Origin of the sequence: Clavibacter sp. CT19 (assembly GCF_027858075.1) — a bacterium.
In the GTDB taxonomy this organism is placed as follows: domain Bacteria; phylum Actinomycetota; class Actinomycetes; order Actinomycetales; family Microbacteriaceae; genus Clavibacter; species Clavibacter tessellarius_A.
In genome coordinates this window covers 26,826-53,022 of record NZ_JAQHYR010000010.1, presented here as the reverse complement: position 1 = coordinate 53,022, position 26,197 = coordinate 26,826, and the positions used below count along the sequence as shown (strand labels likewise).

The 26,197-nt window shown below is 73.5% G+C and carries 22 protein-coding genes and 2 tRNA genes; 17 read left to right on the top strand and 7 right to left on the bottom strand.

All coding sequences use genetic code 11. The features are described from left to right. The first annotated feature begins 5 nt into the window (after nt 1-5). The 8 genes from dnaG (at nt 6) to PED38_RS12775 (ending at nt 10,882) form a co-directional block, all read left to right on the top strand. Nucleotides 6-1,901 carry a DNA primase gene (gene dnaG / locus PED38_RS12810; protein WP_063071928.1) on the top strand — a complete coding sequence of 632 codons (1,896 nt, stop codon included), beginning with the start codon at nt 6-8 and terminating at the stop codon, nt 1,899-1,901. A 167-nt stretch (nt 1,902-2,068) separates the two neighbouring features. Continuing rightward, nucleotides 2,069-3,724 carry an ABC transporter substrate-binding protein gene (locus PED38_RS12805; RefSeq protein WP_063071927.1) on the top strand — a complete coding sequence of 552 codons (1,656 nt, stop codon included), beginning with the start codon at nt 2,069-2,071 and terminating at the stop codon, nt 3,722-3,724. 149 nt (nt 3,725-3,873) lie between these two features. Beyond that, the gene (locus PED38_RS12800; RefSeq protein ID WP_063071926.1) at nt 3,874-4,968 is read left to right on the top strand and encodes an ABC transporter permease; all 1,095 of its coding nucleotides are present in this window, start codon (nt 3,874-3,876) and stop codon (nt 4,966-4,968) included. A 1-nt stretch (nt 4,969) separates the two neighbouring features. After that, nucleotides 4,970-5,944: an ABC transporter permease gene (locus tag PED38_RS12795; RefSeq protein ID WP_063071925.1), complete on the top strand. Its 975-nt coding sequence runs from the start codon at nt 4,970-4,972 to the stop codon at nt 5,942-5,944. Next, nucleotides 5,941-7,653, top strand: coding sequence for a dipeptide ABC transporter ATP-binding protein (locus tag PED38_RS12790; protein WP_270981580.1), 1,713 nt, complete (start codon nt 5,941-5,943; stop codon nt 7,651-7,653). The genes PED38_RS12795 and PED38_RS12790 overlap by 4 nt, the downstream gene beginning before the upstream one ends. A 114-nt stretch (nt 7,654-7,767) precedes the next feature. Continuing rightward, nucleotides 7,768-8,748: an ABC transporter ATP-binding protein gene (locus PED38_RS12785; protein WP_270981578.1), complete on the top strand. Its 981-nt coding sequence runs from the start codon at nt 7,768-7,770 to the stop codon at nt 8,746-8,748. Between the two features lie 107 nt (nt 8,749-8,855). Beyond that, nucleotides 8,856-9,761: a D-isomer specific 2-hydroxyacid dehydrogenase family protein gene (locus tag PED38_RS12780; protein WP_333720449.1), complete on the top strand. Its 906-nt coding sequence runs from the start codon at nt 8,856-8,858 to the stop codon at nt 9,759-9,761. A 92-nt stretch (nt 9,762-9,853) separates the two neighbouring features. After that, nucleotides 9,854-10,882 carry a lactonase family protein gene (locus PED38_RS12775; RefSeq protein WP_270981657.1) on the top strand — a complete coding sequence of 343 codons (1,029 nt, stop codon included), beginning with the start codon at nt 9,854-9,856 and terminating at the stop codon, nt 10,880-10,882. A 32-nt stretch (nt 10,883-10,914) separates the two neighbouring features. Here PED38_RS12775 and PED38_RS12770 read toward each other — a convergent pair whose 3' ends face one another. Further along, nucleotides 10,915-11,346: a hypothetical protein gene (locus tag PED38_RS12770; protein ID WP_270981574.1), complete on the bottom strand. Its 432-nt coding sequence runs from the start codon at nt 11,344-11,346 to the stop codon at nt 10,915-10,917. A gap of 180 nt (nt 11,347-11,526) precedes the next feature. Here PED38_RS12770 and PED38_RS12765 point away from each other — a divergent pair. Further along, nucleotides 11,527-11,599: transfer RNA gene (locus PED38_RS12765), tRNA-Asn, on the top strand. Nucleotides 11,600-11,694: 95 nt separating this feature from the next. On the opposite strand, the gene def is transcribed toward PED38_RS12765, so the two are convergent. Then, nucleotides 11,695-12,261 (bottom strand): peptide deformylase, encoded by a 567-nt coding sequence (gene def, locus PED38_RS12760; RefSeq protein ID WP_270981572.1) that lies wholly within the window; start codon nt 12,259-12,261, stop codon nt 11,695-11,697. Between the two features lie 67 nt (nt 12,262-12,328). On the opposite strand from def, the gene PED38_RS12755 reads away from it, so the two are divergent. The 4 genes from PED38_RS12755 to PED38_RS12740 all read left to right on the top strand — a co-directional run bounded on the left by PED38_RS12755 (nt 12,329) and on the right by PED38_RS12740 (nt 15,346). After that, nucleotides 12,329-13,240 (top strand): DMT family transporter, encoded by a 912-nt coding sequence (locus PED38_RS12755; RefSeq protein ID WP_063071919.1) that lies wholly within the window; start codon nt 12,329-12,331, stop codon nt 13,238-13,240. 150 nt (nt 13,241-13,390) lie between these two features. Further along, on the top strand, nt 13,391-14,650 hold the full coding sequence (locus PED38_RS12750) for a glycosyltransferase (protein WP_414747951.1): 1,260 nt from the start codon (nt 13,391-13,393) through the stop codon (nt 14,648-14,650). Between the two features lie 12 nt (nt 14,651-14,662). Beyond that, a tRNA-Ile gene (locus PED38_RS12745) sits at nt 14,663-14,736 on the top strand. A 142-nt stretch (nt 14,737-14,878) separates the two neighbouring features. Continuing rightward, nucleotides 14,879-15,346 carry a VOC family protein gene (locus tag PED38_RS12740; RefSeq protein WP_270981570.1) on the top strand — a complete coding sequence of 156 codons (468 nt, stop codon included), beginning with the start codon at nt 14,879-14,881 and terminating at the stop codon, nt 15,344-15,346. Between the two features lie 49 nt (nt 15,347-15,395). On the opposite strand, the gene PED38_RS12735 is transcribed toward PED38_RS12740, so the two are convergent. The 3 genes from PED38_RS12735 to gmd form a co-directional block, all read right to left on the bottom strand. Next, entirely contained in the window at nt 15,396-16,325 is a 930-nt protein-coding gene (locus PED38_RS12735) for a beta-1,6-N-acetylglucosaminyltransferase (RefSeq protein ID WP_270981569.1), read from the bottom strand. A 61-nt stretch (nt 16,326-16,386) separates the two neighbouring features. Further along, nucleotides 16,387-17,388 (bottom strand): GDP-L-fucose synthase family protein, encoded by a 1,002-nt coding sequence (locus PED38_RS12730; RefSeq protein ID WP_063071915.1) that lies wholly within the window; start codon nt 17,386-17,388, stop codon nt 16,387-16,389. Continuing rightward, entirely contained in the window at nt 17,385-18,437 is a 1,053-nt protein-coding gene (gene gmd, locus PED38_RS12725) for a GDP-mannose 4,6-dehydratase (protein WP_270981567.1), read from the bottom strand. Before gmd ends, PED38_RS12730 begins: the two co-directional genes overlap by 4 nt. Before the next feature lie 156 nt (nt 18,438-18,593). On the opposite strand from gmd, the gene PED38_RS12720 reads away from it, so the two are divergent. Genes PED38_RS12720 through PED38_RS12705 form a run of 4 tightly spaced genes read left to right on the top strand, consistent with a single transcriptional unit; the run spans nt 18,594 to nt 22,704 of the window. Then, nucleotides 18,594-19,883 carry a glycosyltransferase family 4 protein gene (locus PED38_RS12720; protein WP_270981565.1) on the top strand — a complete coding sequence of 430 codons (1,290 nt, stop codon included), beginning with the start codon at nt 18,594-18,596 and terminating at the stop codon, nt 19,881-19,883. Next, nucleotides 19,880-20,461, top strand: coding sequence for an acetyltransferase (locus tag PED38_RS12715; protein WP_063071912.1), 582 nt, complete (start codon nt 19,880-19,882; stop codon nt 20,459-20,461). The genes PED38_RS12720 and PED38_RS12715 overlap by 4 nt, the downstream gene beginning before the upstream one ends. After that, nucleotides 20,458-21,594, top strand: coding sequence for a glycosyltransferase (locus tag PED38_RS12710; RefSeq protein ID WP_270981563.1), 1,137 nt, complete (start codon nt 20,458-20,460; stop codon nt 21,592-21,594). The genes PED38_RS12715 and PED38_RS12710 overlap by 4 nt, the downstream gene beginning before the upstream one ends. 51 nt (nt 21,595-21,645) lie before the next feature. Further along, on the top strand, nt 21,646-22,704 hold the full coding sequence (locus PED38_RS12705; protein WP_270981653.1) for an acyltransferase family protein: 1,059 nt from the start codon (nt 21,646-21,648) through the stop codon (nt 22,702-22,704). Between the two features lie 103 nt (nt 22,705-22,807). Here PED38_RS12705 and PED38_RS12700 read toward each other — a convergent pair whose 3' ends face one another. Further along, nucleotides 22,808-24,730, bottom strand: a complete 1,923-nt coding sequence (locus tag PED38_RS12700) for a glycosyltransferase (RefSeq protein ID WP_270981562.1) — start codon at nt 24,728-24,730, stop codon at nt 22,808-22,810. A gap of 261 nt (nt 24,731-24,991) precedes the next feature. Next, the gene (locus tag PED38_RS12695; RefSeq protein WP_270981561.1) at nt 24,992-26,107 is read right to left on the bottom strand and encodes a glycosyltransferase; all 1,116 of its coding nucleotides are present in this window, start codon (nt 26,105-26,107) and stop codon (nt 24,992-24,994) included. Nucleotides 26,108-26,197: the final 90 nt, after the last annotated feature.

The following is a 26,197-nucleotide window of genomic DNA, read 5'->3' as shown; positions in this document are numbered from 1 at the left end:
AGCCAATGGCCCTGATCCGCAAGAGCGACATCGACGAGGTGCGCTCCCGGGTCAACCTGGGCGACGTGGTGGGGGAGTACGTCACCCTCAAGTCCGCCGGCGTCGGATCCCTCAAGGGCCTCTGCCCCTTCCACGACGAGCGCACCCCGAGCTTCCACGTGCGGCCGCAGGTCGGCTTCTACCACTGCTTCGGCTGCGGCGAGGGCGGCGACGTCTACACGTTCCTGCAGCGCATGGACCACGTCACGTTCGCCGAGGCCGTGGAGCGCATGGCGCAGCGCATCGGCTACCAGCTCCACTACGAGGACGGCCAGGCCGCCACCGACCAGGGCAACCGCTCGCGCCTGCTCGGCGCCAACGAGGCCGCCGCGGAGTTCTTCGTGGAGCAGCTCGGATCCGAGGAGGCGGAGATCGGCCGCACGTTCCTCGGGGAGCGCGGCTTCGACCAGGGGGCGGCGCAGCGCTTCGGGGTCGGCTTCGCGCCGCAGAGCTGGGACGCGCTCTCCTCGCACCTCCAGGCGAAGGGCTACTCGGAGGCCGAGCTGGTGACCGCGGGCCTCCTCAGCCAGGGCGACCGCGGCGCGTACGACCGCTTCCGCGGCCGGCTCGTGTGGCCCATCCGCGACCTCACGGGAGCCACGGTCGGCTTCGGCGCGCGCCGCCTCCGCGAGGACGACAAGGGCCCCAAGTACCTCAACACCCCGGAGACGCCCGTCTACCACAAGAGCTCCGTGCTCTACGGGCTCGACCTCGCCAAGCGCGACGTGAGCCGCGGCCGTCAGGTCGTCGTGGTCGAGGGCTACACGGACGTCATGGCCTGCCACCTCGCCGGGGTCACCACCGCGGTCGCCACCTGCGGCACCTCGTTCGGCGTCGACCACATCAAGGTGCTCCGCCGCGTGCTCGGCGACGACAGCGGGCTCGGCGAGGTCGTCTTCACGTTCGACCCCGACGCGGCGGGCCAGAAGGCCGCGATGCGCGCGTTCTCCGAGGAGCGCCGCTTCGCCGCGCAGACCTACGTCGCCGTCGGGCCCGAGGGGCTGGATCCCTGCGACCTCCGCCTCACGCGCGGCGACGACGCCGTGCGCCGGATGATCCAGGGCAAGAAGCCCATGTTCGAGTTCGCGATCAAGCAGATCCTCGCCGACCACGACCTCGACACCGTCGAGGGCCGCGTCGCCGCGCTCCGGGCCGCCGCGCCCGTGGTGGCGGACATCCGCGACCCGTCGCTCCGGCCGGGCTACGCGCGCGAGCTCGCCGGCTGGCTCGGCATGGACCTCACCGAGGTCGGCCGCGCCGTCCAGACGGCGGGCCGCAGCATGCCGGCCGACGGCGCCGACCGCTCCGGCGGCACGCCGTCGGGGCGCGGCGGATCCGGCCAGCACGGTCGCGACGAGGATGGCTCCGCGGTCGAGAGCTCCCGCTCCATGTCGCTCATGGACCTGCCCACCGACCTCGCCACCCGCCTCGAGCGCGACGCGCTCATGGCGATGCTGCAGCACCCGGAGCTCGTCGGGAACGACCTCGTGATGCGGGCGGCGCAGGTCACCTTCGTGAACGAGAGCCTCGCCGTCGTCCGCGACGGCGTCATCGGCAGCATGGACGCGCTCGGCGGCGCCGACTGGCTGTCGCGTGTGGCCCTCGAGGTGCCCGAGTCGTTCGCCACCCTGGTGAAGCAGCTGGGCGTGGCGCCGCTCCCGAACCGCGGCGACGCCGACAAGCTCGCGATCTACGTGAAGGGCGTCACGGCCGAGCTCGTCGGACGCGATCTCCTGCGCCGGAAGGCCGACCTCATCGGCCGCCTGCAGCGCACCGACGCGACGCACGAACGCGAGCGCTACCAGGAGATCCAGCGCGAGCTGATGCAGGTCGAGGCCGAGCGCCGCGCCCTCCGCGAATAGGCGGTCCCGCCCGTCGGCGGCTTTGTTTCATTCGTGTGAAGAAGCGTCATCGTGTGTCCCCGGGGTCGGGACTGCTGTTTCCCGTGTGTTAGAAATCATTCACAGCACAGCGTCCGTGTCTCCCGATGCGCGGGCGCGAACCCCTTCATGAAAGAGGCACTCGGAACATGACGTCCGCATTCTCCCGGCGCTCACGCGTCCTGCTCGCCACGGCCGGGTTCTCCGCCGCGGCCCTCGTCCTCGCCGGCTGCTCCGGCGGATCCGGCGACCCGCTCGCCGAGGACGGCGCGTCTGGCGGCGGCTCCATCGTCGTCGGCACGACCGACAAGGTCCTGTCGCTCGACCCCGCGGGCTCGTACGACAACGGCTCCTTCGCGGTGCAGAACCAGGTCTTCCCCTTCCTGTTCAACAGCCCCTACGGCAGCCCGGACGTCGAGCCCGACCTCGCCGTCTCCGGCGAGTACACCTCGGCGAACGAGTTCACCGTGAAGCTCAAGCCCGACCTGAAGTTCGCGAACGGCCACGCGCTCACCTCGAGCGACGTCAAGTACAGCTTCGACCGCACCGCCGCCATCGCGGCGAACGGCGCCGACAACGGCAACGGCCCGTCGTCGCTGCTCGCCAACATCGAGTCCGTCGCGGCGCCCGACGACACCACGGTCGTCTTCACGCTGAAGACCGCGAACGACCAGACCTTCGAGCAGGTGCTCTCGAGCCCCGCCGGCCCCATCGTCGACGAGGAGGTGTTCCCGGCCGACAAGCTGGCGGACCCCGCCGACATCGTGGCCGCCAACGCGTTCGCCGGCCAGTACGTGATCACCGACTTCCAGCTCAACCAGCTCGTCGCCTACGCGCCGAACGCCGACTACCAGGGCGTCCTGCCGAAGGCCGCCAACGGCGGCGTCACCGCGCGCTACTACGCGGACGAGACCACCATGAAGCTCGCCGTGCAGAACGGCGAGATCGACGTGGCGGGCCGCTCGCTCGGCGCCACCGACATCGCCGACCTCAAGAAGGACGACTCCGTCCAGGTCATCGACGGCCCCGGCGGCGAGATCCGCTACATCACGTTCAACCTGAACACGCAGCCCTTCGGCACGACGACGGGCGAGGCCGACCCGGCCAAGGCCCTCGCCGTCCGCACGGCGGCCGCCGACCTCATCGACCGCGACGAGCTGTCGACCGAGGTCTACAACGGCACCTACACGCCGCTCTACTCCTACGTGGCCGACGGCCTCTCCGGCGCGAACCAGGCGCTGAAGGGCATGTACGGCGACGGGAACGGCGGGCCGGACGCGGACAAGGCGGCGAAGGCCCTCTCCGACGCCGGCGTGGCCACGCCCGTCGCGCTGCAGCTCCAGTTCAACCCGGACCACTACGGCGCCGGCTCGGACGACGAGTACGCGCTCGTCAAGCAGCAGCTCGAGGCGACCGGCCTGTTCCAGGTGAACCTGCAGTCCACCATCTGGGACCAGTACAGCAAGGCCCGCGTCAACGACGAGTACCCGGCGTACCAGCTCGGCTGGTTCCCCGACTACTCGGACGCGGACAACTACCTCACGCCGTTCTTCTCCCCGCAGTCGTTCGTGAAGAACCACTACGACAACCCCGCCGTGACGGACCTCATCACGCAGCAGCTGTCGGAGGCCGACACCTCGAAGCGCGCCGAGCTCATCGGCCAGATCCAGGACGAGGTCGCCGCCGACCTGCCGACCCTGCCCCTGCTCCAGGGCTCGCAGGTCGCGGTGGCCGGCAAGGACGTGAAGGGCGTGACGCTCGACGCGTCCTTCAAGTTCCGCTACGCCCCGATCACCAAGGGCTGAGCCGACCGGCGGGAGGGCGGTCGATAGGCTGACGCCCTCCCGGATGGGGCGTCCCGCTGCGGCGGGACGCCCCTCTCCTGTGTCGCCCTGGGCGGCAGCACCCGCCCGCTCCGCACCGATCCTCCGCTGACCTGAAAGGCACATCCGCCGTGACCGTCATCCCGGACGCCGTCCCCGCGTCCGCACCCCCCGGGGCGAAGCCGCCCAAGGCCCGGAAGCAGGGGATCGGGCTCGGCCAGTACATCCTCATCCGCGCCGTGCTCATCATCCCCACCGTCTTCATCCTCGTGACGCTGGTCTTCTTCCTCATGCGCATCGTGGGCGACCCGATCTCCGCCGCCGTCGGCGACCGCCTCACGCCCGAGCAGCTCCAGGAGCGCCTCGCGACCGCCGGGTTCGACCGGCCGATCGTCGTGCAGTACCTCGAGTACCTCGGCCAGATCGCGACGGGGAACTTCGGCCGCTCGCTCACCGACAACCGGCTGATCAGCGAGGTGCTGCTCCAGTACGGCTCCGCCACGCTCGAGCTGGTCGTCTACTCGCTCATCGTCGCGTTCCTCATCGGCATCCCGCTCGGGCTCGTGGCCGCCTACTTCAAGGACCGCACTCCCGACGCCGTGCTGCGGATCCTCGCGATCCTCGCCTACGCCACGCCCGTGTTCTTCGCGGGCCTGCTCCTCAAGCTCGTGTTCTCGGTCTGGCTCGGGATCCTCCCGCTGTCGGGCCGCGCGGACACGCGCGTCGAGGTCGCCCTCGGCCGGCTGGAGGACCCGACCGGCATCTACCTCATCGACGCGCTCCGCCTCGGCAGCCCCACCGCCGTGAGCGACGTGCTCGAGCACGCGGTGCTCCCGGCGCTCGCGCTCGGCCTGCTCACGGCCGGCATCTTCCTGCGGCTCGTGCGCACGAACGTCATCTCGACGCTCGGCACCGAGTACGTGGACGCGGCCCGCTCGCGCGGCGTGGGCGAGTTCCGCCTCACGACACGGCACGCGCTGAAGCCCGCGCTCATCCCGATCATCACGGTCGTGGGCCTGCAGATCGCCGTCATGCTCGGCGGCGCGGTGCTCACGGAGACCACGTTCGAGTGGCGCGGTCTCGGCTTCCAGCTGGCGCAGTACCTGGCCGCGCGCGACTTCGTGGCCGTGCAGGGCATCGTGGCGCTGCTCGCCGTGATCGTGGCCGTGACCAACTTCATCGTCGACGTCGTCGCGGCGCTCATCGACCCGCGAGTGAGGTACTGACATGACCGACACCACCACCGCCCCCGCGACCACCCCGGCGCGCCGCTCGCTCCTCTCCCGCCTCCCGCTCCTCTCGCACGTGCGGCAGAGCGTGGGACTCCAGCGCGGCATGCTCGTCGCGGGCATGGTCATCACCGGGATCTTCATCGTCCTCGCGGCGCTCGCGCCCGTCATCGCGCCCTTCGGCTTCGCCCAGGGCCAGGCCGACGGCGAGTCCTTCCCACGCCAGTCCGCGCCCGACGGCACGCACGTCTGGGGCACCACGGTCGGCGGCTACGACGTGTTCTCGCGCGTCGTCTGGGGCACGCAGACCGCGCTGTCCGTCGTCGTGATCGCCGTCGTGCTCTCGCTGTTCGCCGGCGTGCTGCTCGGCGTGGTCTCCGGCTACCTCGGCGGCTGGCTCGACAGGATCCTCGTGGTCATCGCCGACGCCATCTACCCGTTCCCGACGCTGCTGCTCGCCATCGTGGTGAGCATCGTGCTGAACGGCGGGCAGTCGAGCCTCTGGGGCGGCATCCTCTCGGCCGCCGTCAGCATCACCGTGGTCTACATCCCGCAGTACTTCCGGGTGATCCGCGCGGAGGTCGTGCGGCTGAAGGCGGAGGCGTTCGTCGAGAGCGCCAAGGTCATCGGCACCTCGGCGCCGCGGATCATGTTCGTGCACGTGCTGCGGAACTCCACCCGCACGCTGCCGTTGATCCTCACCCTCAACGCGTCGGAGGCCATCCTCACGCTCGCGGGCCTCGGCTTCCTCGGCTTCGGCATCGCGCCGACGTCGGCCGCCGAGTGGGGCTACGACCTCAACCGCGCGCTCGCGGACACCGCGAGCGGCGTCTGGTGGACCGGCGTCTTCCCGGGCGTCGCCATCGTGCTGCTCGTCCTCGGGCTCACGCTCGTCGGCGAGAGCGTGAACGACATCTCCGACCCCAAGCTGCGCGCCCGCAAGCGCGCCTCGACCAAGAAGGTGTCCGCATGAGCGACGTCGTCTCCATCCGCGACCTCGGGGTGACCTTCGCGACCGACGGCGGCGACGTCCGCGCGGTCGACGGGGTGTCCCTCACGGTGTCGCCCGGCGAGATCCTCGCCATCGTGGGGGAGTCGGGGTCGGGCAAGTCCGTCACCGCCCGCACGGTGCTCGGCCTCCTGCCCGACACGGCCGTCACCGACGGCGCCGTGCTCCTCAGCGACCGCACCGGCCAGGGCGCGGTCGACGTGCTCTCCCTGTCCGCCGACAAGCTGCGCCAGGTGCGCGGACGTGACGTCGCGATGGTGTTCCAGGAGCCGTCCACGGCCCTGAACCCCGTGCACACCGTGGGGTGGCAGATCATCGAGGGCCTCCGCGCCCACGGCCGGGTCTCCCGGAAGGAGGGCCGCGCGAAGGCGGTCGACATCCTCCGCCGGGTCGGCATCCCGGACCCCGAGACCCGCGTCGACCACTACCCGCACCAGTTCTCGGGCGGCCAGAAGCAGCGCGTCGTCATCGCGATGGCGCTCGTGCTCGACCCCGGCCTCATCGTCGCGGACGAGCCGACCACCGCGCTCGACGTGACCGTGCAAGCCGAGATCCTCGACCTGCTGCGCCGCTGCCGCGACGAGTTCGGCGCCGCCGTGATCCTCATCACCCACAACATGGGCGTGGTCGCCGACCTGGCCGACCGCGTGGCCGTCATGTACCGCTCGCGTCTCGTGGAGCAGGCCGCCGTGGCCACGCTCTTCGCGTCGCCGAAGGAGGAGTACACGCGGAACCTGCTGGCGTCCGTGCCGAAGCTCGGCGAGGGCGTCGCCGCGACCGAGGAGCGCGCCGCGGTGCGCACCCGGGCCCGGCAGGCGTCGACCACGGAGACGGCGCCCGTCGTCGTGGCGAAGGGGCTCGAGATCGAGTACCCGGGCCGCCTCGGCTCACCCGCATTCCGCGCCGTGAAGGGCGTGGACCTGCACATCGAGGCGGGCGAGGTCCTGGGGCTCGTGGGGGAGTCCGGCTCCGGCAAGACGACCATCGGGCGCGCCATCGCGGGCCTCACGAGCGTCACGGGCGGATCCCTGCAGGTGCTCGGCACCGAGATGCTCGGCGTGCGCGAGCGCGACTTCCGGAAGCGGCGCGCCGACATCGGGTTCGTGTTCCAGGATCCGGCCACGAGCTTCAACCCGCGCCTCACCATCGCCGAGTGCGTGGCCGAGCCGCTCATCGTGCACGGCCGGGCGAAGAGCCCGCAGGCCGCGCGCGGCCGGGTGGACGAGCTGCTCGAGGCCGTCCAGCTGCCCAAGGCGTTCGGCGACCGCTACCCGCACGAGCTCTCGGGCGGCCAGCGCCAGCGCGCGAGCCTCGCCCGCGGGCTCGCGCTCGAGCCGTCGCTGCTCGTCGCGGACGAGCCGACGAGCGCGCTCGACGTGTCCGTGCAGGCGCGCGTGCTGGAGCTCTTCGCGGAGCTGCAGCGCGAGCTCGGGTTCGCGGCGCTGTTCATCAGCCACGACCTGGCCGTCGTCGACCTGCTCGCCGACCGGATCGCCGTGCTCTACCGCGGCGAGCTCGTGGAGGAGGGGACCGGCGCCCAGGTGCTCGGGAACCCGCAGCACCCGTACACGCAGCGCCTCCTGGCGTCGCTGCCCGTGCCGGACCCCGCCGAGCAGGCGGAGCGCCGCGCCCGGCTGCACGCCCTCCGCGCCGCCGAGCGGGCCGACGGCTAGGCGGCTTCCGAGCGGAACGCCGCCGAGGCCGGGCATGATGGGTCGCGACCCGCACAGGCGTCCGGCCGGGCAGCGCGCCCGGCCGGACGGCCTCGCCGAGGACGGAGCAGCCGCATGACGCACATCCCCCGAGCCGCCGACCCGGACGGGCCCGACGCCGCCCGGTCCGGATCCGGCTCCGTCGAGCCCGTGCTCGACGCGCGCGACCTCCGTCTCGCCTACGCCCCGCGTCGCGGTGCCGACGCGCCGCCCGCGGTCGACGGTGTGACGCTCCGCATCCGGCCGGGCGAGGTGCTCGGCGTCGTCGGCGCGAGCGGATCCGGCAAGTCGTCGCTCGCGCGCGTGCTCGCGGGTCTCGTGCCGCCCGGCGAGGAGGGCGCCGCCGTCCCGCGGATCACGGGCGGCGACGCCTCCGTCCTCGGCCAGGGCCTCCGCCGCATGGGCCGCCGCGCCCGCACGCGCACGACCTACGCCATCGGCTACGTGCCCCAGGACGCCGGCACGACGCTGCACCCGCAGCTCACGGCGAGCGAGGCGATCGCCGAGCCGATCTTCTCCCGGGACCGCCGCTTCGACAGGGAGGTCGCCGCGCGCCGGGTGGTCACGCTGCTCACCGCCCTCGACCTCCCGCCCGGCACGCAGGACCGCTATCCGCACGAGCTCTCGAGCGGCCAGCGGCAGCGGGTGGCCCTCGCCCGGGCGCTCGTGCTCGGTCCGCGCCTCCTCATCGCCGACGAGCCGACGTCCGGCGTCGACGTGATGAGCCGCGTCGCCGTCCTCGACCTCCTGCGCGACCTGCAGGCCCGGGGCGGGTTCTCCGCGCTGGTGGTCAGCCACGACCTCGCGGTCGTCGAGCGCCTCACCGACCGGCTCGCCGTGATGCACCGGGGCACGCTCGTCGGGTACGGCGACATCGACGACGTACTCGCGGATCCGACGCACCCGTACGTGCAGGGGCTCGCCGAGTCGCGCGCCGCCGCCGACCGGGGCGCGCCCGCCGCCGCACCGGAGCCCGAGCCGACCGACCCGCCCGTCGTGATCCCGCAGATCGCACCCCCCGCCCGCGTCCCGCACCCCCGGAGGCCCCTCTCATGACCGACACCGCCGCACCCACCCCCGCCGCCCGCGTCCACCGCGCGGTCGACGGCGCCACGCCCCACCGCCTCGAGGGCGACGCGCGCCCCGAGCCCGGCCCCATCGCGATGCTGCCACGCACCGAGGACGCCTACCTCGAGGCCGTCCGCGACGGCGGCGGGGAGGTGGCCGACCTCTCACCCGAGACGCGCGGCATCGTCTGGCTCTCGATCACGCGGGCCGCCGAGCTCACGGACACCCTCTCCGCGAACCCGCAGGTGCAGTGGGTCCAGCTCCCGTTCGCGGGCGTCGACGCCTTCGCGGACACGCTGCGCGCGTGCGACCGGCCCGGCCTCGTCTGGACGAGCGCCAAGGGCGCGTACTCGCAGCCCGTGGCCGAGCACGCGCTCGCGCTCACCCTCGCCGCGCTCCGCGAGCTGCCCAAGCGCGCCCGGGCCACGTCGTGGGCCTCCGCGAGCGGCCTCTCCCTGTACGGCGCGGAGGTCGTCGTGGTCGGCGCGGGCGGCATCGCGCTGGAGTACATCCGGCTCCTGCAGCCGTTCGACGTCCGGGTCACGGTCGTCCGCCGGAGCGCCGAGCCCGTCGCGGGCGCCGCCCGCACCGTCACGTCCGACCGCCTCGACGAGGTCATCGCCGACGCCGACGTCGTGATGCTCGCCGCCGCCAGCACCGACGACACCGCCCGCCTGATCGGCGCACCGCAGCTCGCGCGGATGAAGGACACCGCGGTCCTCGTGAACATCGCCCGTGGCGCGCTCGTGGACTCCGACGCGCTGCTCGAGGCGCTGCGCTCGGGTTCGATCCACGGCGCGGGCCTCGACGTCACCTCCCCCGAGCCCCTGCCGGACGGCCACCCGCTGTACTCCGAGGAGCGCTGCGTCATCACGCCGCACACGGCCGACACCCCGGACATGGTGCGGCCGCTGCTCGCCGAGCGGATCCGGCTGAACACGGAGGCGTTCCTACGCACGGGCGACTTCGTGGGCATCGTCGCGCCGTCCTCCGGGTACTGAGACGGGGCGCCTCCCGCCGATCGTCCGACTGCCGGGCGCCGGCGCGGGGGCGCGGGGGCGTGTCGGCGGCTCCCCGTAGGGTGGTTCACGTGATGACGCCCGAGGAAGCCGCCGTGCCCGAGGTGTCCATGTGGGCGGGCGGGTACACGTCCGACTCGGGCGGATCCGGCATCGGCATCACTGGCCTGGCGGTCGACGCGGTCACCGGCGAGCCCGCGGTCGTGGGCACCGCGGTCGAGACGCCCTCGCCGTCGTTCCTCCTCGCGCGCGGCGACGTCGTCTACGCCGTGGGGGAGGCGGCCGACCGTGTCGAGGCCTTCCGCCGCGGACCCGGGGGCTCTCTCCGGTGGGCCGGCGGTCAGCCGAGCGGCGGCTCCGGGCCCTGCCACCTGCACGTCGTCGACGACCTGCTCCTCACCTCCCACTACGGCGACGGCACGGTGGCCGTCCACCCGCTCGCGGAGGACGGCGCCATCGGCGAGGCCGTCCAGCTCCTCGGCGCGGAGGGGTCCGGCCCGCGCCCGCAGCAGGACGGCCCGCACGCGCACAGCGCGCTCCACGTCGGCGACGGCGTCGTGCTCACGGCCGACCTCGGCACCGACACCGTGCACGTCCACGTCCTCCGCGACGGACGCCTCGAGCGCGTCGGCGGCGTCGACCTCCCCGCCGGCACCGGCCCGCGCCACCTGGCGCTCCTCGACTCCGGCCGCGTGCTCCTCGTGGGGGAGCTCGACGGGACCCTCCACGCGCTCGAGGGAGCGGGCACGATGTGGCGGATCGCCGCGTCCACGCCGTGCGCGGCCGAGCCCGACCCCCGCGATTCCGCGGCCGAGGTGCAGGTGTCCGCCGACCGGCGCCTCGCGTACGTCGGCCTCCGCGGGTCCGACCGCATCGCCGTGGTCGGGATCGACGCCGACGGTCGGCTCGCGCCGGTGTCCGCCTTCGACTGCGGCGGCACGACGCCCCGGCACCACGTGCTCGTGGGCGAGCGACTGCACGTCGCCAACCAGGGATCCGGCACCGTCACGACGTTCCGGCTCGATCCGGCGACGGGGCTGCCGACGGGCGCGCCGGCGGTCCTCCCGGTGCCGAGCCCCACGTACCTGCTGCCCGTCGGCTAGGGGCGCCGCCCGCGGGGGACGCGCCGTGACCGTCAGCGCAGCAGCATGGGCGCGGCCGCCCGGATCTCCTCCTCCACGCCCAGCCCGCGCCACCCCGCCGAGGTGAACGCCCGGCCGTCGACGCCGTTGCGGTCCAGGAGCGCGAAGCCGACCGCGCGGATCCCCGAGTAGGCGAGGAGGACCGGGTGCCCCGGGTCCGACACCAGCGCCACGATGCGGTCGCGACGGGCCTCGAGCAGGGGCAGGGCGTCGGCGGGAGCGTGCTCGGCCGCGGGGAGGCCGGTGACGACGACGTCCACGGGATCCGGGTCCGCGGCGCCGCCCGCATCGCCGTCGGCGGCCCCGGGAGCGGGGGAGGACGTCGGGCGGGTCGTCGCCGCGCGCTCCCGGTGGTCCTCGTCGAGCAGCGACCACAGCCGGTCCACGTCGTTCGGCCGCGCCAGCACCACCTCGAACATCCCCATGCGGCGACCGTACCCGCGGACGGGCCATCCGGGTCGCCCGTCGGGCGGCCCGACACCGCGATCCCGACGGCCGACCGCGCGCGGATCCCGCGTGCCGGACCCCGCGGACGCGCCCGGACCGCGCGAGGTGATCAGAGGCGCCCGGATTCTTTGCTACGCTTTCCAGGTTGCTCCACGTGATCCTCGATAGCTCAATTGGCAGAGCAGCCGGCTGTTAACCGGCAGGTTGTTGGTTCGAGTCCAACTCGGGGAGCGAAGGCCTCGCGGCTCCACCCGCGGGGCCTTTTACTTTTCCCGGCGCGTGGCCGAGCGGCGATGCGCGATCCGTCCCGCGTCCCGCCCCCGCCCTCAGTCCTCCAGGTGGTCGCGTCCCGGCAGCCACGAGTTGCCGGGCACGCCCCAGCCGCTCCTCCGCATCGCCTTCGCCACGGGCTTCCGGTGCTCGTGCGCGAGCCGGTCCGTGTACAGGTAGCCGTCGAGGTGGTCGAACTCGTGCTGCAGGATCCGCGCGAACCAGCCCTCCGCCTCGATCTCGAACGGCTGCCCGTCGAGGTCGACGGCGCGGAGGATCGCCCGCTCCGCGCGCACCAGCGGGAAGCGCTCGCCCGGGAACGACAGGCAGCCCTCCTCCTCGAGGTCCTCGTCGGCGTCGCGCACCGGGACGGGCGTGATGAAGAGGTCGGGGTTCACGGCCACCCCGCGGAGCGGCTCGCCCTCATCCGTCGAGTAGGAGTAGACGAACACGCGCAGCGGCACGCCCACCTGCGGCGCCGCGAGGCCCACGCCCGGCGCCTCGTCCATCGTCACGAACATGTCGGCGACGAGGGCGCGCAGGTCGTCGTCGAACGCCTCCACCTCCCGTGCGCGGGCGTGCAGGACGGGGTCTCCGGTGATCCGGATGGGGAGGACGGGCATGCTGCCGATGATAGGCGCGGCGGCGACGCGGGCCGTCCGCGGCCGAGGCGGCCGGTAGTGTCGGGGAGTGCCCTTCGACGCCGACCCCGTGCTCCAGGCAGCATCGCTGACCCCGTACCAGGCGCTCGGCATCCCGATCGCCCTCGTCGGCGCGGTCTTCCTGTCCCTCGGCGCGCAGCTGCAGTCGCAGGGCGTCACCAAGATGGAGGCCCGCGGGAAGAAGAGCACCGCCGGCCTCAGCCTCCGCCAGCTCGGCGCGCTCCTCGGCCGTCCGTCCTGGGTGGCGGGCACCGTGATGCTCGGCCTCGCGATCGTCCTGCAGCTCGTCAGCCTCCGGCTCGCCCCGCTCATCGTCGTGCAACCGCTCGGCGCCGTCGCCCTCGTGGTCACCGCGATCCTCAACTCGCGGGCCACGGGCAAGCGCCTCGACCTCAAGGCGAAGCGCGCGGTGGCGCTCTGCATCGGCGGCGTCGGGCTCTTCGTGGTCTTCGCGGCGGTGTTCGCGAAGGAGACGCCCATCCGGACGCCCGAGCTCATCACGGTCCTGGTGATCCTCGCGCTGGTGCTGGTCGTGCTCGGCGGCCTCTTCCTCTACTTCCGGCGCCGCGTGCAGGCCATCTTCTACATCATCAGCGCGGGCGTCCTCTACGGGTTCGTGGCGACGCTCGCGAAGGTGGTCATCAACCGCATCACGATCGGCGCCTTCGACGCCCTCACGGTGGTGTGCGTCGTCGCGCTCGTCGCGGCCACGCTGCTCGGCGCCTACTTCGTGCAGACCGCGTACTCGTCCGGTCCGCCGGACCTCGTCATCGCCGGCCTCACCGTCGTGGATCCGCTCGTCGCGGTCTGCATCGGCGTGACCGTCCTCGGCGAGGCGGCCGACGCTCCCGTCTACGCGAGCGTGATGTTCCTCGTCGCGGGAGCGGTCGCCGTCGCGGGCGTCTTCCAGCTGGCGAAGCACCACCCGCACGCGTCCTGACGGCCCGGGGGAGCGTGCGACCCGACCTCCGGGTGCGCGGTGCGCCGCCCGTCCGCCACGGAGCACGTGCGATACGTTGCTACGCGACACCCGGCCCCCGCCCCACGAGGGCGACGGACCCGGACGCCGACACCCCTGGAGAGACACCTCTTGCCGAACACCTCGGACGCGACACCGCACCATCCCGCGAACTCCGACCGCCCGATGCGGATCCTGATCGGCGCGGACACGTTCCCGCCGGACGTGAACGGCGCCGCCCGGTTCGCCGAGCGGCTCGCGGGCGGGCTCGTGCGTCGCGGCCACGAGGTGCACATCGTCGCCCCGGCACCGACGCGCAAGCACGGCACGTGGACCGAGGTCCACGACGGCGAGGAGGTCACCGCGCACCGGCTGCGGAGCTGGCGCTGGTACCCGCACGACTGGCTCCGGTTCGCCCTGCCGTGGAACATCAACCAGAACAGCGCGCGGATCCTCGACGCCGTCCAGCCCGACGTCGTCCACTTCCAGTCCCACATCGTGACGGGGCGCGGCCTCAGCATCGAGGCGGAGAAGCGCGGCATCCGCATCATCGGCACCAACCACTTCATGCCCGAGAACATGCTGCAGCACACGCTGCTGCCCGTGGCGTGGCAGGACAAGGCCATCAAGGCCGCGTGGCGCGCCGCACGCCGCACCTTCGGCCGCGCCGAGGCCGTCACGACGCCCACGCGCCGCGCCGCGCAGTTCCTGGAGCGGTACACGGGGCTCACCGGGGTCATCGCGATCTCCTGCGGCATCGACGCCGCCAACTACACGCCCGACTTCACGCCGCGCACGCGCAACCGCGTCGTCTTCGTCGGCCGCGTGACGGGGGAGAAGCAGATCGACGTGCTGCTCCGCGCGTTCGCGCTCCTGCCGGACTCGCTCGACGCCGAGCTCGAGATCGTCGGCGGCGGCGACCAGAAGAACGCGCTGGAGCGGCTCGCCGCGGAGCTGGGCATCGCCGACCGCACCACCTTCACCGGCTACGTCTCCGACGAGGAGCTGCGCCGCGCGTACACCCGCGCCACCGTGCTCGCGATGCCGAGCATCGCCGAGCTGCAGTCCATCGTCACCATGGAGGCGATGGCATCGGCGCTGCCCGTGGTCGCGGCCGACGCCATGGCGCTGCCGCACCTCGTGCACGACGGGGAGAACGGCTACCTGTTCCGCCCGAGCGACGTGGGGGACCTCGCCGCCAAGCTGCGGAAGGTGCTCGAGCTGCCCGAGGAGGAGTTCCAGCGGATGAAGCACGAGAGCCTCGCGGTGGTCGCGAGCCACGACATCGACCGCACGATCTCGACGTTCGAGAGCCTGTATCGTGGGGAGCCCGTGGCCGCACCGGTCACGGACGAGGCACGCGGACGCACGGACGGCTCAGGCGCCGCCTAGGCCTCCCGCCTCGGGGCGGTAGCTCAGCTGGTCAGAGCAGCGGACTCATAATCCGTCGGTCATGGGTTCAAGTCCCATCCGCCCTACTCCCGCACTGCCGGATGGGAGCTCCGGCCACCTCGCGGGGGCCGGGTCCGCGGCCGGTCCGCCCGTCGCCGGTCCGTACGTCGCCGGTCCGTACGTCGCCGGGCGGCGGTACGCTGGCGCCCCGACCGAGACGAGATCGTCATGCAGGCCATCACCCCCTTCCTCTGGCTCGACGGGCGCGTGCGGGAGGCGGCTGAGCTCTACGCGCGGGTCGTGCCGAGGTCGCGGATCGTGGAGATCCCGCACGGAGACGGTCCCGCGCCGTCGGCCACCGTGGAGGTCGACGGCCTCCGCCTCATCCTCTTCGACGGCGGCCCCGCCCACCCGCAGACGCCCGCCTTCTCGCTGTCCGTGCCCGTCGAGACGCAGGAGGAGCTCGACCGCATCTGGGACGCGCTCGTCGCCGACGGCGGCGCCCCCGGACGATGCGGCTGGCTCACGGACCCGTTCGGCGTGTCCTGGCAGATCGTGCCGACGATCCTGCCCGCGCTCCTCGGCGACCCCGACGCGGGACGCCGGGACCGGGCCGTCCGGGCGATGCTCGACATGGGCCGTCTCGACGTCGACGCGCTCCGACGCGCGGCGGACGGCGCGACGCCCGCTCCCTGAGTCGGTGTCCTCCGCGTGCGCGGCGACGGCGGGCAGCCCTCGCCGCCCGCTACGGCTCCGCGTGCAGGAGCTCGCGGTCGATGCGGTCGAGGAGCGCGGCGCTCCGCCCCGACTCGAGCTTGCGCAGGAACCACGCGGACGACGCCGCCACCTCGGGCCAGTCCGCCTCGGTGTAGACCTTGGTGAGCGACGGGTCGATGTGGTGCAGGTTCGCGTAGCGCCAGTTGCCGGCGCCCGCGTAGGGCTCGGCGCCGCCGGGGAGCGGTCCGCCCGTCTCACCGCCGCGGGCGGAGTTCAGCGCGAGCGACTGGTAGAACTTCTCCTCCGCCACGAAGATCCGGCGGGAGTACCGCTCGACCTCCGGGGTGACGGACGCCTCCAGCTCGGCCGCGAAGTCGGCGGTCATGGCGAAGTGGGTGACCCCGTGCGCCACGCGGAAGCCCGCGGGCGGCCGCAGCGGACCCGCCGCGCGCGACGCCGCCTCGAGGGCGCGGACGGCGAGGTTGCGGACCCGCCGCAGCCGCGGATCCGTGGTCCGCGTGCTGAGGAACGCGAGGTCGCGGTGGTAGCGCCGGTCGACCTGCGCGGTGTACTTCTCCTCGGACCCCGCGATCTCGAAGTACCGCAGGAACTGCCTGCCGCCCGAGGCACGCAGCATCCCGTCGAGCTCCGCGACGGGCCGGATCGGGTAGTCCTGCCCGGAGAGGAGGACGAGGTGCTCGTCGGGCCGGGCCCGGGCGATGCCGGCCTGGACGAGGCGACGGATCGCCACGACCTGCGAGTAGCCGCCCCAGTTCACCCGCACGCGGTCGGACAGGAACTCGACCCGTCCCGCATCCTCCGCGGCGAGGGCGGCGACGAACGGCGCCTGGTCCACCTTCTGGTCGACGTGCACGACGACCGGATGCGGCGCCAGACGCCGGATCGTGCGCGCCAGCAGCTCGGGCTCGCGGAACGTGTAGATCAGGAAGACGGACATCGAGCACCTGTCTGTGGGTGGTTCCCTGGGTCGGCGGGTGCGGCCCGCGGCCGCCGCGGCGCTACTCGCGCAGCGTCGTGATGTGCTCGCGGTACCACTCGACGGTGGAGCGGAGCCCCTCGTCGAGCCCGATCGACGCGGTCCACCCGGCCTCGGCGAGCTTGGACACGTCGAGCAGCTTCTGCGGCGTGCCGTCGGGCTTCGCGGTGTCCCACTCGGTGCGCCCCTCGAACCCGACGACGCGCGCGATGGTCTCCGCGATCTCGCGGATCGTCACGTCGCTGCCCGTGCCGACGTTGACCTGCTCGGGCCCGTCGTAGTGCTCCATCAGGTGGAGGCACGCGGCGGCCATGTCGTCGACGTGGAGGAACTCGCGGCGCGGCGTGCCCGTGCCCCAGTTCGTCACCGACTCCGCGCCGGACGCGCGCGCCTCGTCGTAGCGTCGGATGAGCGCCGGCAGCACGTGCGAGCCCTGCGGCGAGAAGTTGTCGCCGGGGCCGTAGAGGTTCGTCGGCATCGCGGAGATCCAAGGCAGGCCGTACTGGCGGCGCACGGCCTGGATCTGCATGATGCCCGCGATCTTGGCGATCGCGTACGCGTCGTTGGTCGGCTCGAGGTGGCCGGTGAGGAGGCTGTCCTCCGTGATCGGCTGCGGCGCGAGCTTCGGGTAGATGCACGAGGATCCGAGGAACAGCAGCCGCTGCACGCCGTGGGCGAGCGCCGCGTCGAGCACGTTGACCTGGATCCGCAGGTTGTCGCTCAGGAAGTCGACGGGGTAGGTGCTGTTCGCGAGGATGCCGCCGACCTTGGCCGCCGCCAGCACCACGTGCACGGGCTGCTGGGCGGCGAAGAAGGCGAAGACCGCGTCGCGGTCCTTCAGGTCGAGCTCGGCGGACGTGCGGCCCACGATGTCGGTGAAGCCCTCGGCCTCGAGGCGGCGGACGATGGCGGAGCCGACGAGGCCGCGGTGGCCGGCCACGTATATCCTCGCGGACCGGTCCAGCGGAGCGGGCGCGAAGGCGACGGCGTCGCGCTCGTCGGCCACGCGCGCGGCGCCGGTCACGCCCGGTCCGCCGTGGGCTCGGCCGTGCCCCAGCTGGCGAGGCGGACGGTGTCGATCCACGGGCTGCCCTCCGCCTCGAGCGCCTGGATGTCGGCGTCGACCATGATGCGCGCGAGCATCGTCGTGTCGACGGTCGCCTCCCAGCCGAGCTTCTCCCGGGCCTTCGAGGCGTCGCCGACGAGCGCGTCGACCTCGGTGGGGCGCAGGTAGCGCGGGTCGAACCGCACGTGGTCGGACCAGTCGAGGCCCGCGTGCGAGAACGCGGTCTCGAGGAAGTCGCGCACGGTGAAGTTCCCGCCGGTGGCGAGCACGAAGTCGTCGGGCTCGTCGGCCTGCAGCATCCGCCACATGCCCTCGACGTACTCCGCGGCGTAGCCCCAGTCGCGGATGCTGTCGAGGTTGCCGAGGTAGACGTGGTCCTGCTTCCCGGCCTTGATGGCCGCGACCGCGCGCGTGATCTTGCGCGTCACGAACGTCTCGCCGCGACGCGGGGACTCGTGGTTGAACAGGATGCCGTTGACCGCGAACATGTCGTACGCCTCGCGGTAGTTCTTGGTGATCCAGAAGGCGTAGAGCTTCGCGGCGCCGTAGGGCGAGCGCGGGTAGAACGGCGTGGTCTCGCTCTGCGGCGGGGGAGTGGCCCCGTACAGCTCGCTCGAGGAGGCCTGGTAGAAGCGCGTCTCGATGCCCGAGAGGCGCACGGCCTCGAGCAGGCGGATGGTGCCGGTGCCCGTCGTGTCGGCCGTGTGCTCGGGCTCGTCGAAGGAGACGCGCACGTGCGACTGCGCCGCGAGGTTGTAGACCTCGTCCGGCTGGATCTGCATCATCAGCGTCGTGAGGCGCGAGCCGTCGCTCAGGTCGCCGTAGTGCAGGAAGAGCTTCGCGCCGTCCTCGTGCGGGTCCTGGTACAGGTGGTCGATGCGCGACGTGTTGAACGTCGACGAGCGGCGGATGAGGCCGTGGACCTCGTAGCCCTTGCGGAGCAGCAGCTCCGCCAGGTACGAGCCGTCCTGCCCCGTGATCCCCGTGATGAAAGCCCTCTTGGCCATGGTCCCCCCAGATGTCGTTCGGCGGCGCCCGCGGAGTCGCCGCGGCGGCCGGCCGTCCCGTCGAATCTACTGGTCGGCGCCCGGGGCACGGGAATCGGCGAGGCCGCGGAGCGCAGGATTTACGCCTTCGAAACCTCCAGGGGTCAGAATGTCCTCATGGGGGATCTTCGAACGACCGACGCTGCGCGCACGCGCGCGGCGGAGGACCTGGGGGGCCTCGCGGTCTGCCTGGTCGGCATCAACTACTGGCCGGAGAGCACGGGCATCGCGCCGTACACGACCGCGATGGCCGAGGCGCTCACCGACGCGGGGGCGACGGTGCACGTCATCACGGGCATCCCGCACTACCCGCAGTGGAAGCTGCAGGACGCGCGGTACGAGCGCGGCCGACGGTGGGAGGAGATGCGCGACGGCGTGCGCATCACCCGCGTCCGCCACGCGATCCCCGAGACGCCCGACCTCGTCGGGCGCGCGAAGCTCGAGGCCTCCTTCCTCCAGGGGGCGCTCCGCGAGGTGCGCCGGGACGCGAGCGACATCGTGATCGCCGTGACCCCCTCGCTCGCCGGGCTCGCCGCCGGGGCGCTCGGCCACGGCAGGCGTCCGCTGGGCGTCCTCGTGCAGGACCTCACGGGCAACGCGGCGGGGGAGTCCGGCACCACGGGCGGCCGGGCGTCGCGCCTCATCGCGTCGGGGGAGTACGCGCTGCTCCGCCGCGCCGACCGCATCGGCGTCATCACCCCGCGCTTCGGCGACCTCCTCATCCAGCAGGGCGTCGCCGACGAGGGCATCGTCAGCCTCCCGAACTTCACGCACATCACCCCCGTCGACGTCTCCACGGCCGCCGCGCGCACGCGCCTCGGCTGGACCCGGGACGCGTTCACCGTGGTCCACACCGGCAACATGGGCATGAAGCAGGGTCTGGACTCGGTCGTCGAGGCGGCCCGCCTGTCGGACGCGCGCGACCTCGGCATCGACTTCGTGCTCGTGGGCGACGGCAACCAGCGGGCCGCGCTCGAGGAGCAGGGCGCGGGGATCCGCTCGCTCCGCTTCGTGCCGCCGCTCGACGGCGACGACTACCCCTACGCGCTGGCCGCAGCCGACGCGCTCCTGCTCAACGAGAAGCCCGGCGTCCGCGAGATGAGCATGCCGTCGAAGCTCACCTCCTACACGAGCAGCCGGCGGCCGATCATCGCCGCCGTCGAGGACGGCGGCATCACCGAGGGCGTGGTGCGGGAGCACGGCGCGGCGGCGATCATCCCGCCCGGCGACCCGGAGCGGCTGCTCCAGGCCGCGCAGGACCTCCGCGGCGACGCCGCCCGGGCGGCCGACCTCACGTCCGCCGCCCAGCGCATGTTCCAGAACCGCTACTCGCCCGTGAGCGCCCACGCGCGCTACGTGCGCTTCGCCCAGCAGCTGGCCGGGCTCCGGACCGGGGTCTCGGCGTGACCGCGGACGCCCCGCGCGCCGCGACCGTCCCCGTCATCGACCTCTCCCGCGCGCCGGGGGAGCGGCAGGCCTGGGACCGCCCGAAGCGGACGGTGTACCTGTGGGCGGCCGTCGAGCTCCTGCTCGTCACGAACCCGTGGCAGATCAGCTCCGCGCTCCGCATCCGGGCGCTCCGGGCGTTCGGGGCGGAGATCGGCGAGGGCGTGGTGTTCCGGCCCCGCACGCGCGTGAAGTTCCCGTGGAAGCTGCGCATCGGCGACCGCTCCTGGATCGGCGAGGGCGTCTGGTTCCACAACCAGGACCGGATCACCATCGGCCACGACGTCGTCCTCTCGCAGGAGACGATGCTCACCACCGGCAGCCACGCGCACCGGCGGGACATGGCGCTCCTCACGCGGCCGATCGTCGTCGAGCCGGGGGCGTGGATCACGTCCCGGTGCATGGTGCTCGGCGGCGCCCACGTCGGACGCTCCGCGCTCGCCCGCCCCATGACCGTGATCTCCGGGGAGGTGCCCGACGGCGCCATCGTCTCCGGGCCCGACGGCGCCGTGGTCGGCTCGCGCTTCCCCTCCTCGTGACGCGCCCGCTGCGCATCGCGCACGTCATCCCCTACGTCTCCGCGGACGGGGCGTTCGGGGGCCCGGTGTCCGTGGCCGTCGAGCAGTGCCGGGAGCTCGCCCGCCAGGGCCACCACGTCGTGCTCGTCGCCGGGTGGGACGGCGAGGTCCCGTTCGAGGTCGAGGGCGTGGAGGTGCGCCTGTTCCGGGCTCGCCCCCTGCCGGGTCTCGGCTTCAGCGGACTCCTGTCGCCCGCGTTGATCCGGGGGCTGCGCCGTCAGGTCCGGGGCTTCGACGTCGTCCACCTCCATCTCGGCCGCCACCTCCTGGCCCTCGCCGCGGCCGACGTCTGCCGCCGCGCGGGCGTGCCCTACGTGCTGCAGACGCACGGGATGGTCGCCGACGACGCCCGGGCGAAGTCGCGCGTGCTCGACGCCCTGGCCGTCCGGCGCACCCTGTCCGGCGCGCGGGCCGTGCTCGCGCTCACCGACGAGGAGGAGCGCGGGCTCGGCGTCGTGTCCCGGGGGCGCGCTCGCGTCGTCCGGATCCGCAACGGGGTGTCGCCCGCCGCGGTCGCGCGCACGCGGGATGCCGACCGGGTCCCCGAGGTCCTCTTCCTCGCCCGCCTGCACCCGCGCAAGCGCGTGATGGCGTTCGCCGAGATGGCCGCGCTCCTGCACGGACGCGGGGTCCGCGCGCGGTTCGCGGTGGTCGGCCCGGACGAGGGCGACCTGCCCGCGCTGACCGCCTTCATCGCCGCGCGCACCGGCCTGCCGCTGGCGCACGAGGGCAGCATCGCCCCCGGCACGTCCGGCGCACGTCTGGCGGGCGCGGACGCGTACGTGCTGCCGAGCGTGCGGGAGGTCTTCCCGATGACCGTGCTCGAGGCGATGGCGGTCGCCACCCCCGTCGTCATGACCCGGGACTGCGGCATCGCCGACGAGCTCGAGGCCTTCGGCGCCGCCGCGGTCACCGACGGGTCGGCCGAGGAGCTGGCGGACGCTGTGGAGGCGATCCTCACGCGGGAGGACGCTCGGGACGCGCTCGTCGCGGGGATGCGCGTCGCCGTGGCGGAGTCCTTCGGGATCCAGGCCGTGGTCGACGGCCTGACCGACGTCTACGAGGAGGGACGCGGCGATGACATCCGCCCATGAGCTCCCCCCCCCCCCGTCGTCGCGCCCGGGCCACCGGCCCGCCTCGACCGCCTGACGAGCCTCCGGTTCGTCGCCGCGCTCGTGGTGTTCGGCTTCCACGGGCTGGTGTTCTTCGAGGGCGACACGGCGAGGGTCCTCGAGGTCCTGTTCGGCCAGGGCCGGAGCGGGGTGACCTTCTTCTTCGTCCTCAGCGGCTTCCTGCTCGCCTGGTCGTCACGACCCGCGGATCGCGCGGTGCCGTTCTACCGGAGGCGCTTCGCGCGCATCTACCCGGCCTACCTCGCGTCGCTGCTGTTCGCGGCCGCGCTCTGGGCCGTGCTCGAACCCCGCTCGCTGGGGCGGGGACCCCTCACGCCGTTCCTCCTGCAGGCGTGGGCGCCGACGTCCGACTCCTACTTCGCGATCAACGTGCCGGCCTGGTCGCTCTCCGTCGAGGCGTTCTTCTACGTGGTGTTCCCGTTCCTCATCCGGGGGCTGCGGCGCCTCACGAACCGGGCGCTCGCGGTCCTGCTGCTGGCGATGGTCGCCGTCCCCGTGGCCCTCGCCGCCCTCGTGTCCGGGGACGCCGGCGAGATGGGCCTCGACGCGGACACCGTCTCGATCTGGCTCGCGTACTACTTCCCGCCGTCGCGCCTCCCCGAGTTCGTGGTGGGCATGATCCTCGGCGTGCTGGCGAAGAGGGACGCCCTCCCCGCGGTGGACTGGCACGCGGCGGTCGCGCTGGCGGCGGCCGTGTACCTCTCCGTGGGCATCTGGCCCTCGGCGTACGGCGTCGCCGCGCTCGTGGTGCTGCCGTTCGGGCTGCTCATCGTCGCGGCCGCCCAGCGCGACATCGCGGGGGTGCCGGGCGTGCTCCGGGCACGGCTCCCGGTGCGGCTGGGGGAGGCGTCGTACTGCTTCTACCTCCTGCACCACGTCTTCGTCATCCGCCTCGCCCAGCCCGGGTTCCGCGACCTCGGGATCGACGGGGCGCCGGCCTTCGCGCTCGCCCTCGCCCTCGGGCTGGTCGGCGCGTTCCTCCTGCACCGGCTGGTGGAGCTGCCCGGTGACCGGCTCCTCCGGGGGCGGCGACCGGGATCGAGGCCCGCCGCGGAGGCTGTCGCCCGGTGACCGCTGTACCCGCGACCGCGGCGCCGCCCGGGCTCGCCGGATGCGCGTGCGCGGACGCGGTGGACGGATCCCCGTCAGGGACGGTGCGACGACCCGGCGCCCGTCACGCCCGCGTGCCGCGTGCGCGCTCGGGGCGGCGGGACCCGACGCGGTCGACCAGCATCGCGTCGCGGAACGTGGCCGCGAACTCCGCGGGCGTCCGCAGGAGGATCTCCGGCATGTCGATGAGCACGGCCGGCACGGCCGAGGCGATCCCGGTCCGGAGCCCCTCGACGGACACCGGGCTGACGATGACGCCGGCCATGTCCCGCACGGACGGGGTGACACCGGCGTGCTCGCCGACGACCACCGTCAGCCCGGCAGCCAGGGCCTCGTTCACCGTCAGGCCCCACACCTCCTGGAGCGCCGGGTGCACGAGCACGTCATGGCGCGCGAACTGCTCGGGGAGATCCGCCACGGGCACGTAGCCGGCGAACGTGATGCGCGAGCCCAGGCCGAGCTCCTCGGCACGACCCTCCAGCGCCTCGCGCTCCGGGCCCGCGCCGACCACGGTGAGGGTGCACGCGGCGAGCTCGGGCGCCGCCAGCGCCTCGATGAGGCTGAGGACGTTCTTCCGGGGGATGAGCTGTCCGACGCACAGCAGTCGCGAGCCCACCGGCCCCGTGGGTCGGCCGGCGGCGAGTCGCGCCGCCCGGGTCCGCGCGTGGATGCCCTCGACGTCGACCGCGTTGAACCCGACCCGGATGCGCTGCGGGTCGATGCCCTCGGCGACGAGGCCCTCCCACGCGGCGATGCCCGGCACGACGATCTCGTCCATGCTCCGGAAGAACGCGCGGCGCACGCGCGCGACGACGCCGCCGTGGTGCTGCTGCGACAACCGGTGGGATTCGTAGAACCCCACGCGCCGCACGCCGGCGAGCTTCGCGGACCACGACGCCACCCAGTAGGCGGGGGAGTCCCACCCGCCGATGAGGATCGCGTCCTTGCCGCGGAGCGAGGAACGCGGGAGCCACCCGGTCACGTAGTGCCGGGCCTCGCCGCGCCGCACGACGCGGTTGGGCAGGAACCGCGTGCGGTACGCGGCCGCGCGGTCGCCCGCGGTCCAGTCGTCGCCCCGGTTGTTGTCGTCGCTGCGGAGGCGCTCGTCCGTCTCGAGCAGCCAGACCTCCAGGTCGACCTCGCGGGCGAGCGCGTCCCAGACGGGGACGCGGTAGGGCGGTGCCAGGTTGGTCACCCACACGACCGACGGCCGGGTCGCCGCGCTCCGGCCGGACTCGGGGAGGGCGAGCAGCGCGTCGACCGTCGCGCCGATCGAGGAGAGCTCCGGGAGGACCGCGTCCGTCCCGTCGGCGACGCGCTCGCGGAGGGCGCTGTCGGCGAGGACCACCCCGACGGCACGCGGGACGACCTCCGGCGGCGCGTCGGGGACGATGACGGGCCCGAGCTCGCGGAGGTCGTCCGGGATCCCGTCCTCGAGCGTCTCGACGAGGGGGCCGGCGTCGACGAGGCCGTCGGCGACCCGCAGCACGGTGACGTGGGCGAACCGCGCCCGCAGCGTCGCGGCTTCGTCGTCCGACCGGGCGAGGACGGCGGCCGCTCCCCGGATGGCCCGGGCGGCGGGGCCGCGGAGGCCGGACGCCGATGGCGTCCCGCCGCCCGGGCTCTCGGTCACGTGCGCCTGCATGACGTAGCGGATGCCGAGTCGCCGCGCGGTGGACGCCACCTCGAGGTGGAGCAGGTCCGGTCCCGCGTGGACGTGGAGCACGTCGATCTCCCGCGCGTGCGCGATGAGCCAGGCGCGGACGGCGGGGGAGCGCAGCACGGGTGATCCGGGGATCGCCTCCACGCGCTGCAGCACCATCCGCACGCCGGCGACGCGGAGGTCGGCGTCGCCGAGGCGCGCGACGAGCAGGATGACGTCGTGGCCGCGGCGCTCCAGCTCGCGGCACTGCGCGACGGCCTCCGGGAGGGCACCGTCGAGGGCATGCTCCGCGGGGCCCGCGGAGACGAACTGCACGATCCTCATCGGGGGAGGCGCCGGTCCTCATGGCGGGGTGTCGGCGCGGAGTCGCGCAGGACGGTGTGCGACGGCCCCCGGGCATGGGCGTGGTGGTGCTTCACTGCTCTCCCTCGACGCAGACCCACTGCGGACCCGGGTTGGTCCGTCACTGTGGGAATGGCGCGGCGGCTGCAGTCTAGGAGCGCAGGGCCCGTCTTCCGCGCGATCTCTCCACCGGGATGCCGCTGATGTCCCGCCAGCGTCGAGTCCCGACCCGCCCGGTTCCCCTCAGGCCGGTCCGAGCGCGTCGAGGATGGTCGCGCTGATGGTGCGGGCGGCGGCCTCGATGGTGGGGTGGTCGGCGGCCGGCGCGTCGGCCGGCTCCTCCTCCGCCATCCAGGCACGTGCGTAGTCCTCCGGGGTCGGCGGCACCTCGACGACGTCGACCCCCGGTCGCAGGTACTCGTGCTCGGGAGCGTGCGCGGCACCGGAGGTCGTCACCACCCGGAGGCCCATGACGAGCGCGTCGACCGCGACGAGGCCGACACGTCCGGGGTTCAGCAGGGAGTGCGACATGGCGGCGGCCGGGGCGAAGTCCGCGGGACCCGCCTGCCCCAGGAGCACGACGCGTCCCGTCTCGCGCGCCAGACGCTCCACGAGCCCGCGGGACTCCCCGTCACCCGCCACCACGAGCCACTGCGCGGGATCCGAGGCGAACACGATGCGGGCGGCCTCCACGAGCAGGTCGACGGCCTTGAAGCGGTTGAGGGCGCCGAGGAAGAAGGACACGCGCGCGTCGGCGGGCATGCCGTGCCGTTCGCGGAACGCCGCCGTGTCCGCGGGGGTGACGTCGTCCATCGCCCGCTGCAGCCGCGACGTGTCCGTGGAGTTGCGGAACGCCGACACCTGGTCGTCGCGCAGCCGTGTCGAGGCGAGCACGTGGCGACGACCGGTCTCCGTGTAGGTCAGGGCGCGGGTGGCCTGCGAGTTGAGGAGGTTCTCCGCGGCGTCGGCGAGCGGGGACTGGGTGGTCGTCGCCGAGATCCCGTGCCCGAGCGTCACGTACTTCTGACGCAGCCCGGCACGGAGCCAGGCGTTCAGGTTGGTGCCCTGCATCTCGGTCACGAGGAGCACGTCCCGGCCCCGCCAGGTGCGCGGGAGGCGCCGGAACACGAACTTCGGCACGGAGCGCACCGGCTGCAGCGTGAGGACGCCGATGCGGCTGGCCCAGCCCGGCTCGATCCCGTCGCCGCGCGCCGCGACGTCCCGCTCCTGCTCGCGGTCCCCGCCGTAGAACACCCGGCAGTCCACGTCGGCCTCGCGGAGCTCCTCGATCACGGTGGACCACAGCCGCTCCCGGTACCCCGGCACGTACGGCTGCGTCACCGCCACCCGGCGGCTCACGTCCGGCCCTCGTCTGCTGATCCCGTGCGCACGATGTCCTCCATCGTCTCCCCCTTCGACGATCGGGGGTGCCCGACGACCCGTGATGCG

Bases quoted from the DNA above. Each gene is read 5' to 3' on its own strand.
- PED38_RS12780 (WP_333720449.1), top strand. From the start codon at position 8,856: ATGCTGCCACGCACCGAGGACGCCTACCTCGAGGCCGTCCGCGACGGC.
- PED38_RS12795 (WP_063071925.1), top strand. From the start codon at position 4,970: ATGACCGACACCACCACCGCCCCCGCGACCACCCCGGCGCGCCGCTCG.
- PED38_RS12770 (WP_270981574.1), bottom strand. From the start codon at position 11,346: ATGGGGATGTTCGAGGTGGTGCTGGCGCGGCCGAACGACGTGGACCGG.
- dnaG (WP_063071928.1), top strand. From the start codon at position 6: ATGGCCCTGATCCGCAAGAGCGACATCGACGAGGTGCGCTCCCGGGTC.
- PED38_RS12720 (WP_270981565.1), top strand. From the start codon at position 18,594: ATGGGGGATCTTCGAACGACCGACGCTGCGCGCACGCGCGCGGCGGAG.
- PED38_RS12740 (WP_270981570.1), top strand. From the start codon at position 14,879: ATGCAGGCCATCACCCCCTTCCTCTGGCTCGACGGGCGCGTGCGGGAG.
- gmd (WP_270981567.1), bottom strand. From the start codon at position 18,437: ATGGCCAAGAGGGCTTTCATCACGGGGATCACGGGGCAGGACGGCTCG.
- PED38_RS12785 (WP_270981578.1), top strand. From the start codon at position 7,768: ATGACGCACATCCCCCGAGCCGCCGACCCGGACGGGCCCGACGCCGCC.
- PED38_RS12790 (WP_270981580.1), top strand. From the start codon at position 5,941: ATGAGCGACGTCGTCTCCATCCGCGACCTCGGGGTGACCTTCGCGACC.
- PED38_RS12805 (WP_063071927.1), top strand. From the start codon at position 2,069: ATGACGTCCGCATTCTCCCGGCGCTCACGCGTCCTGCTCGCCACGGCC.
- PED38_RS12700 (WP_270981562.1), bottom strand. From the start codon at position 24,730: ATGAGGATCGTGCAGTTCGTCTCCGCGGGCCCCGCGGAGCATGCCCTC.
- PED38_RS12735 (WP_270981569.1), bottom strand. From the start codon at position 16,325: ATGTCCGTCTTCCTGATCTACACGTTCCGCGAGCCCGAGCTGCTGGCG.
- PED38_RS12775 (WP_270981657.1), top strand. From the start codon at position 9,854: ATGACGCCCGAGGAAGCCGCCGTGCCCGAGGTGTCCATGTGGGCGGGC.
- def (WP_270981572.1), bottom strand. From the start codon at position 12,261: ATGCCCGTCCTCCCCATCCGGATCACCGGAGACCCCGTCCTGCACGCC.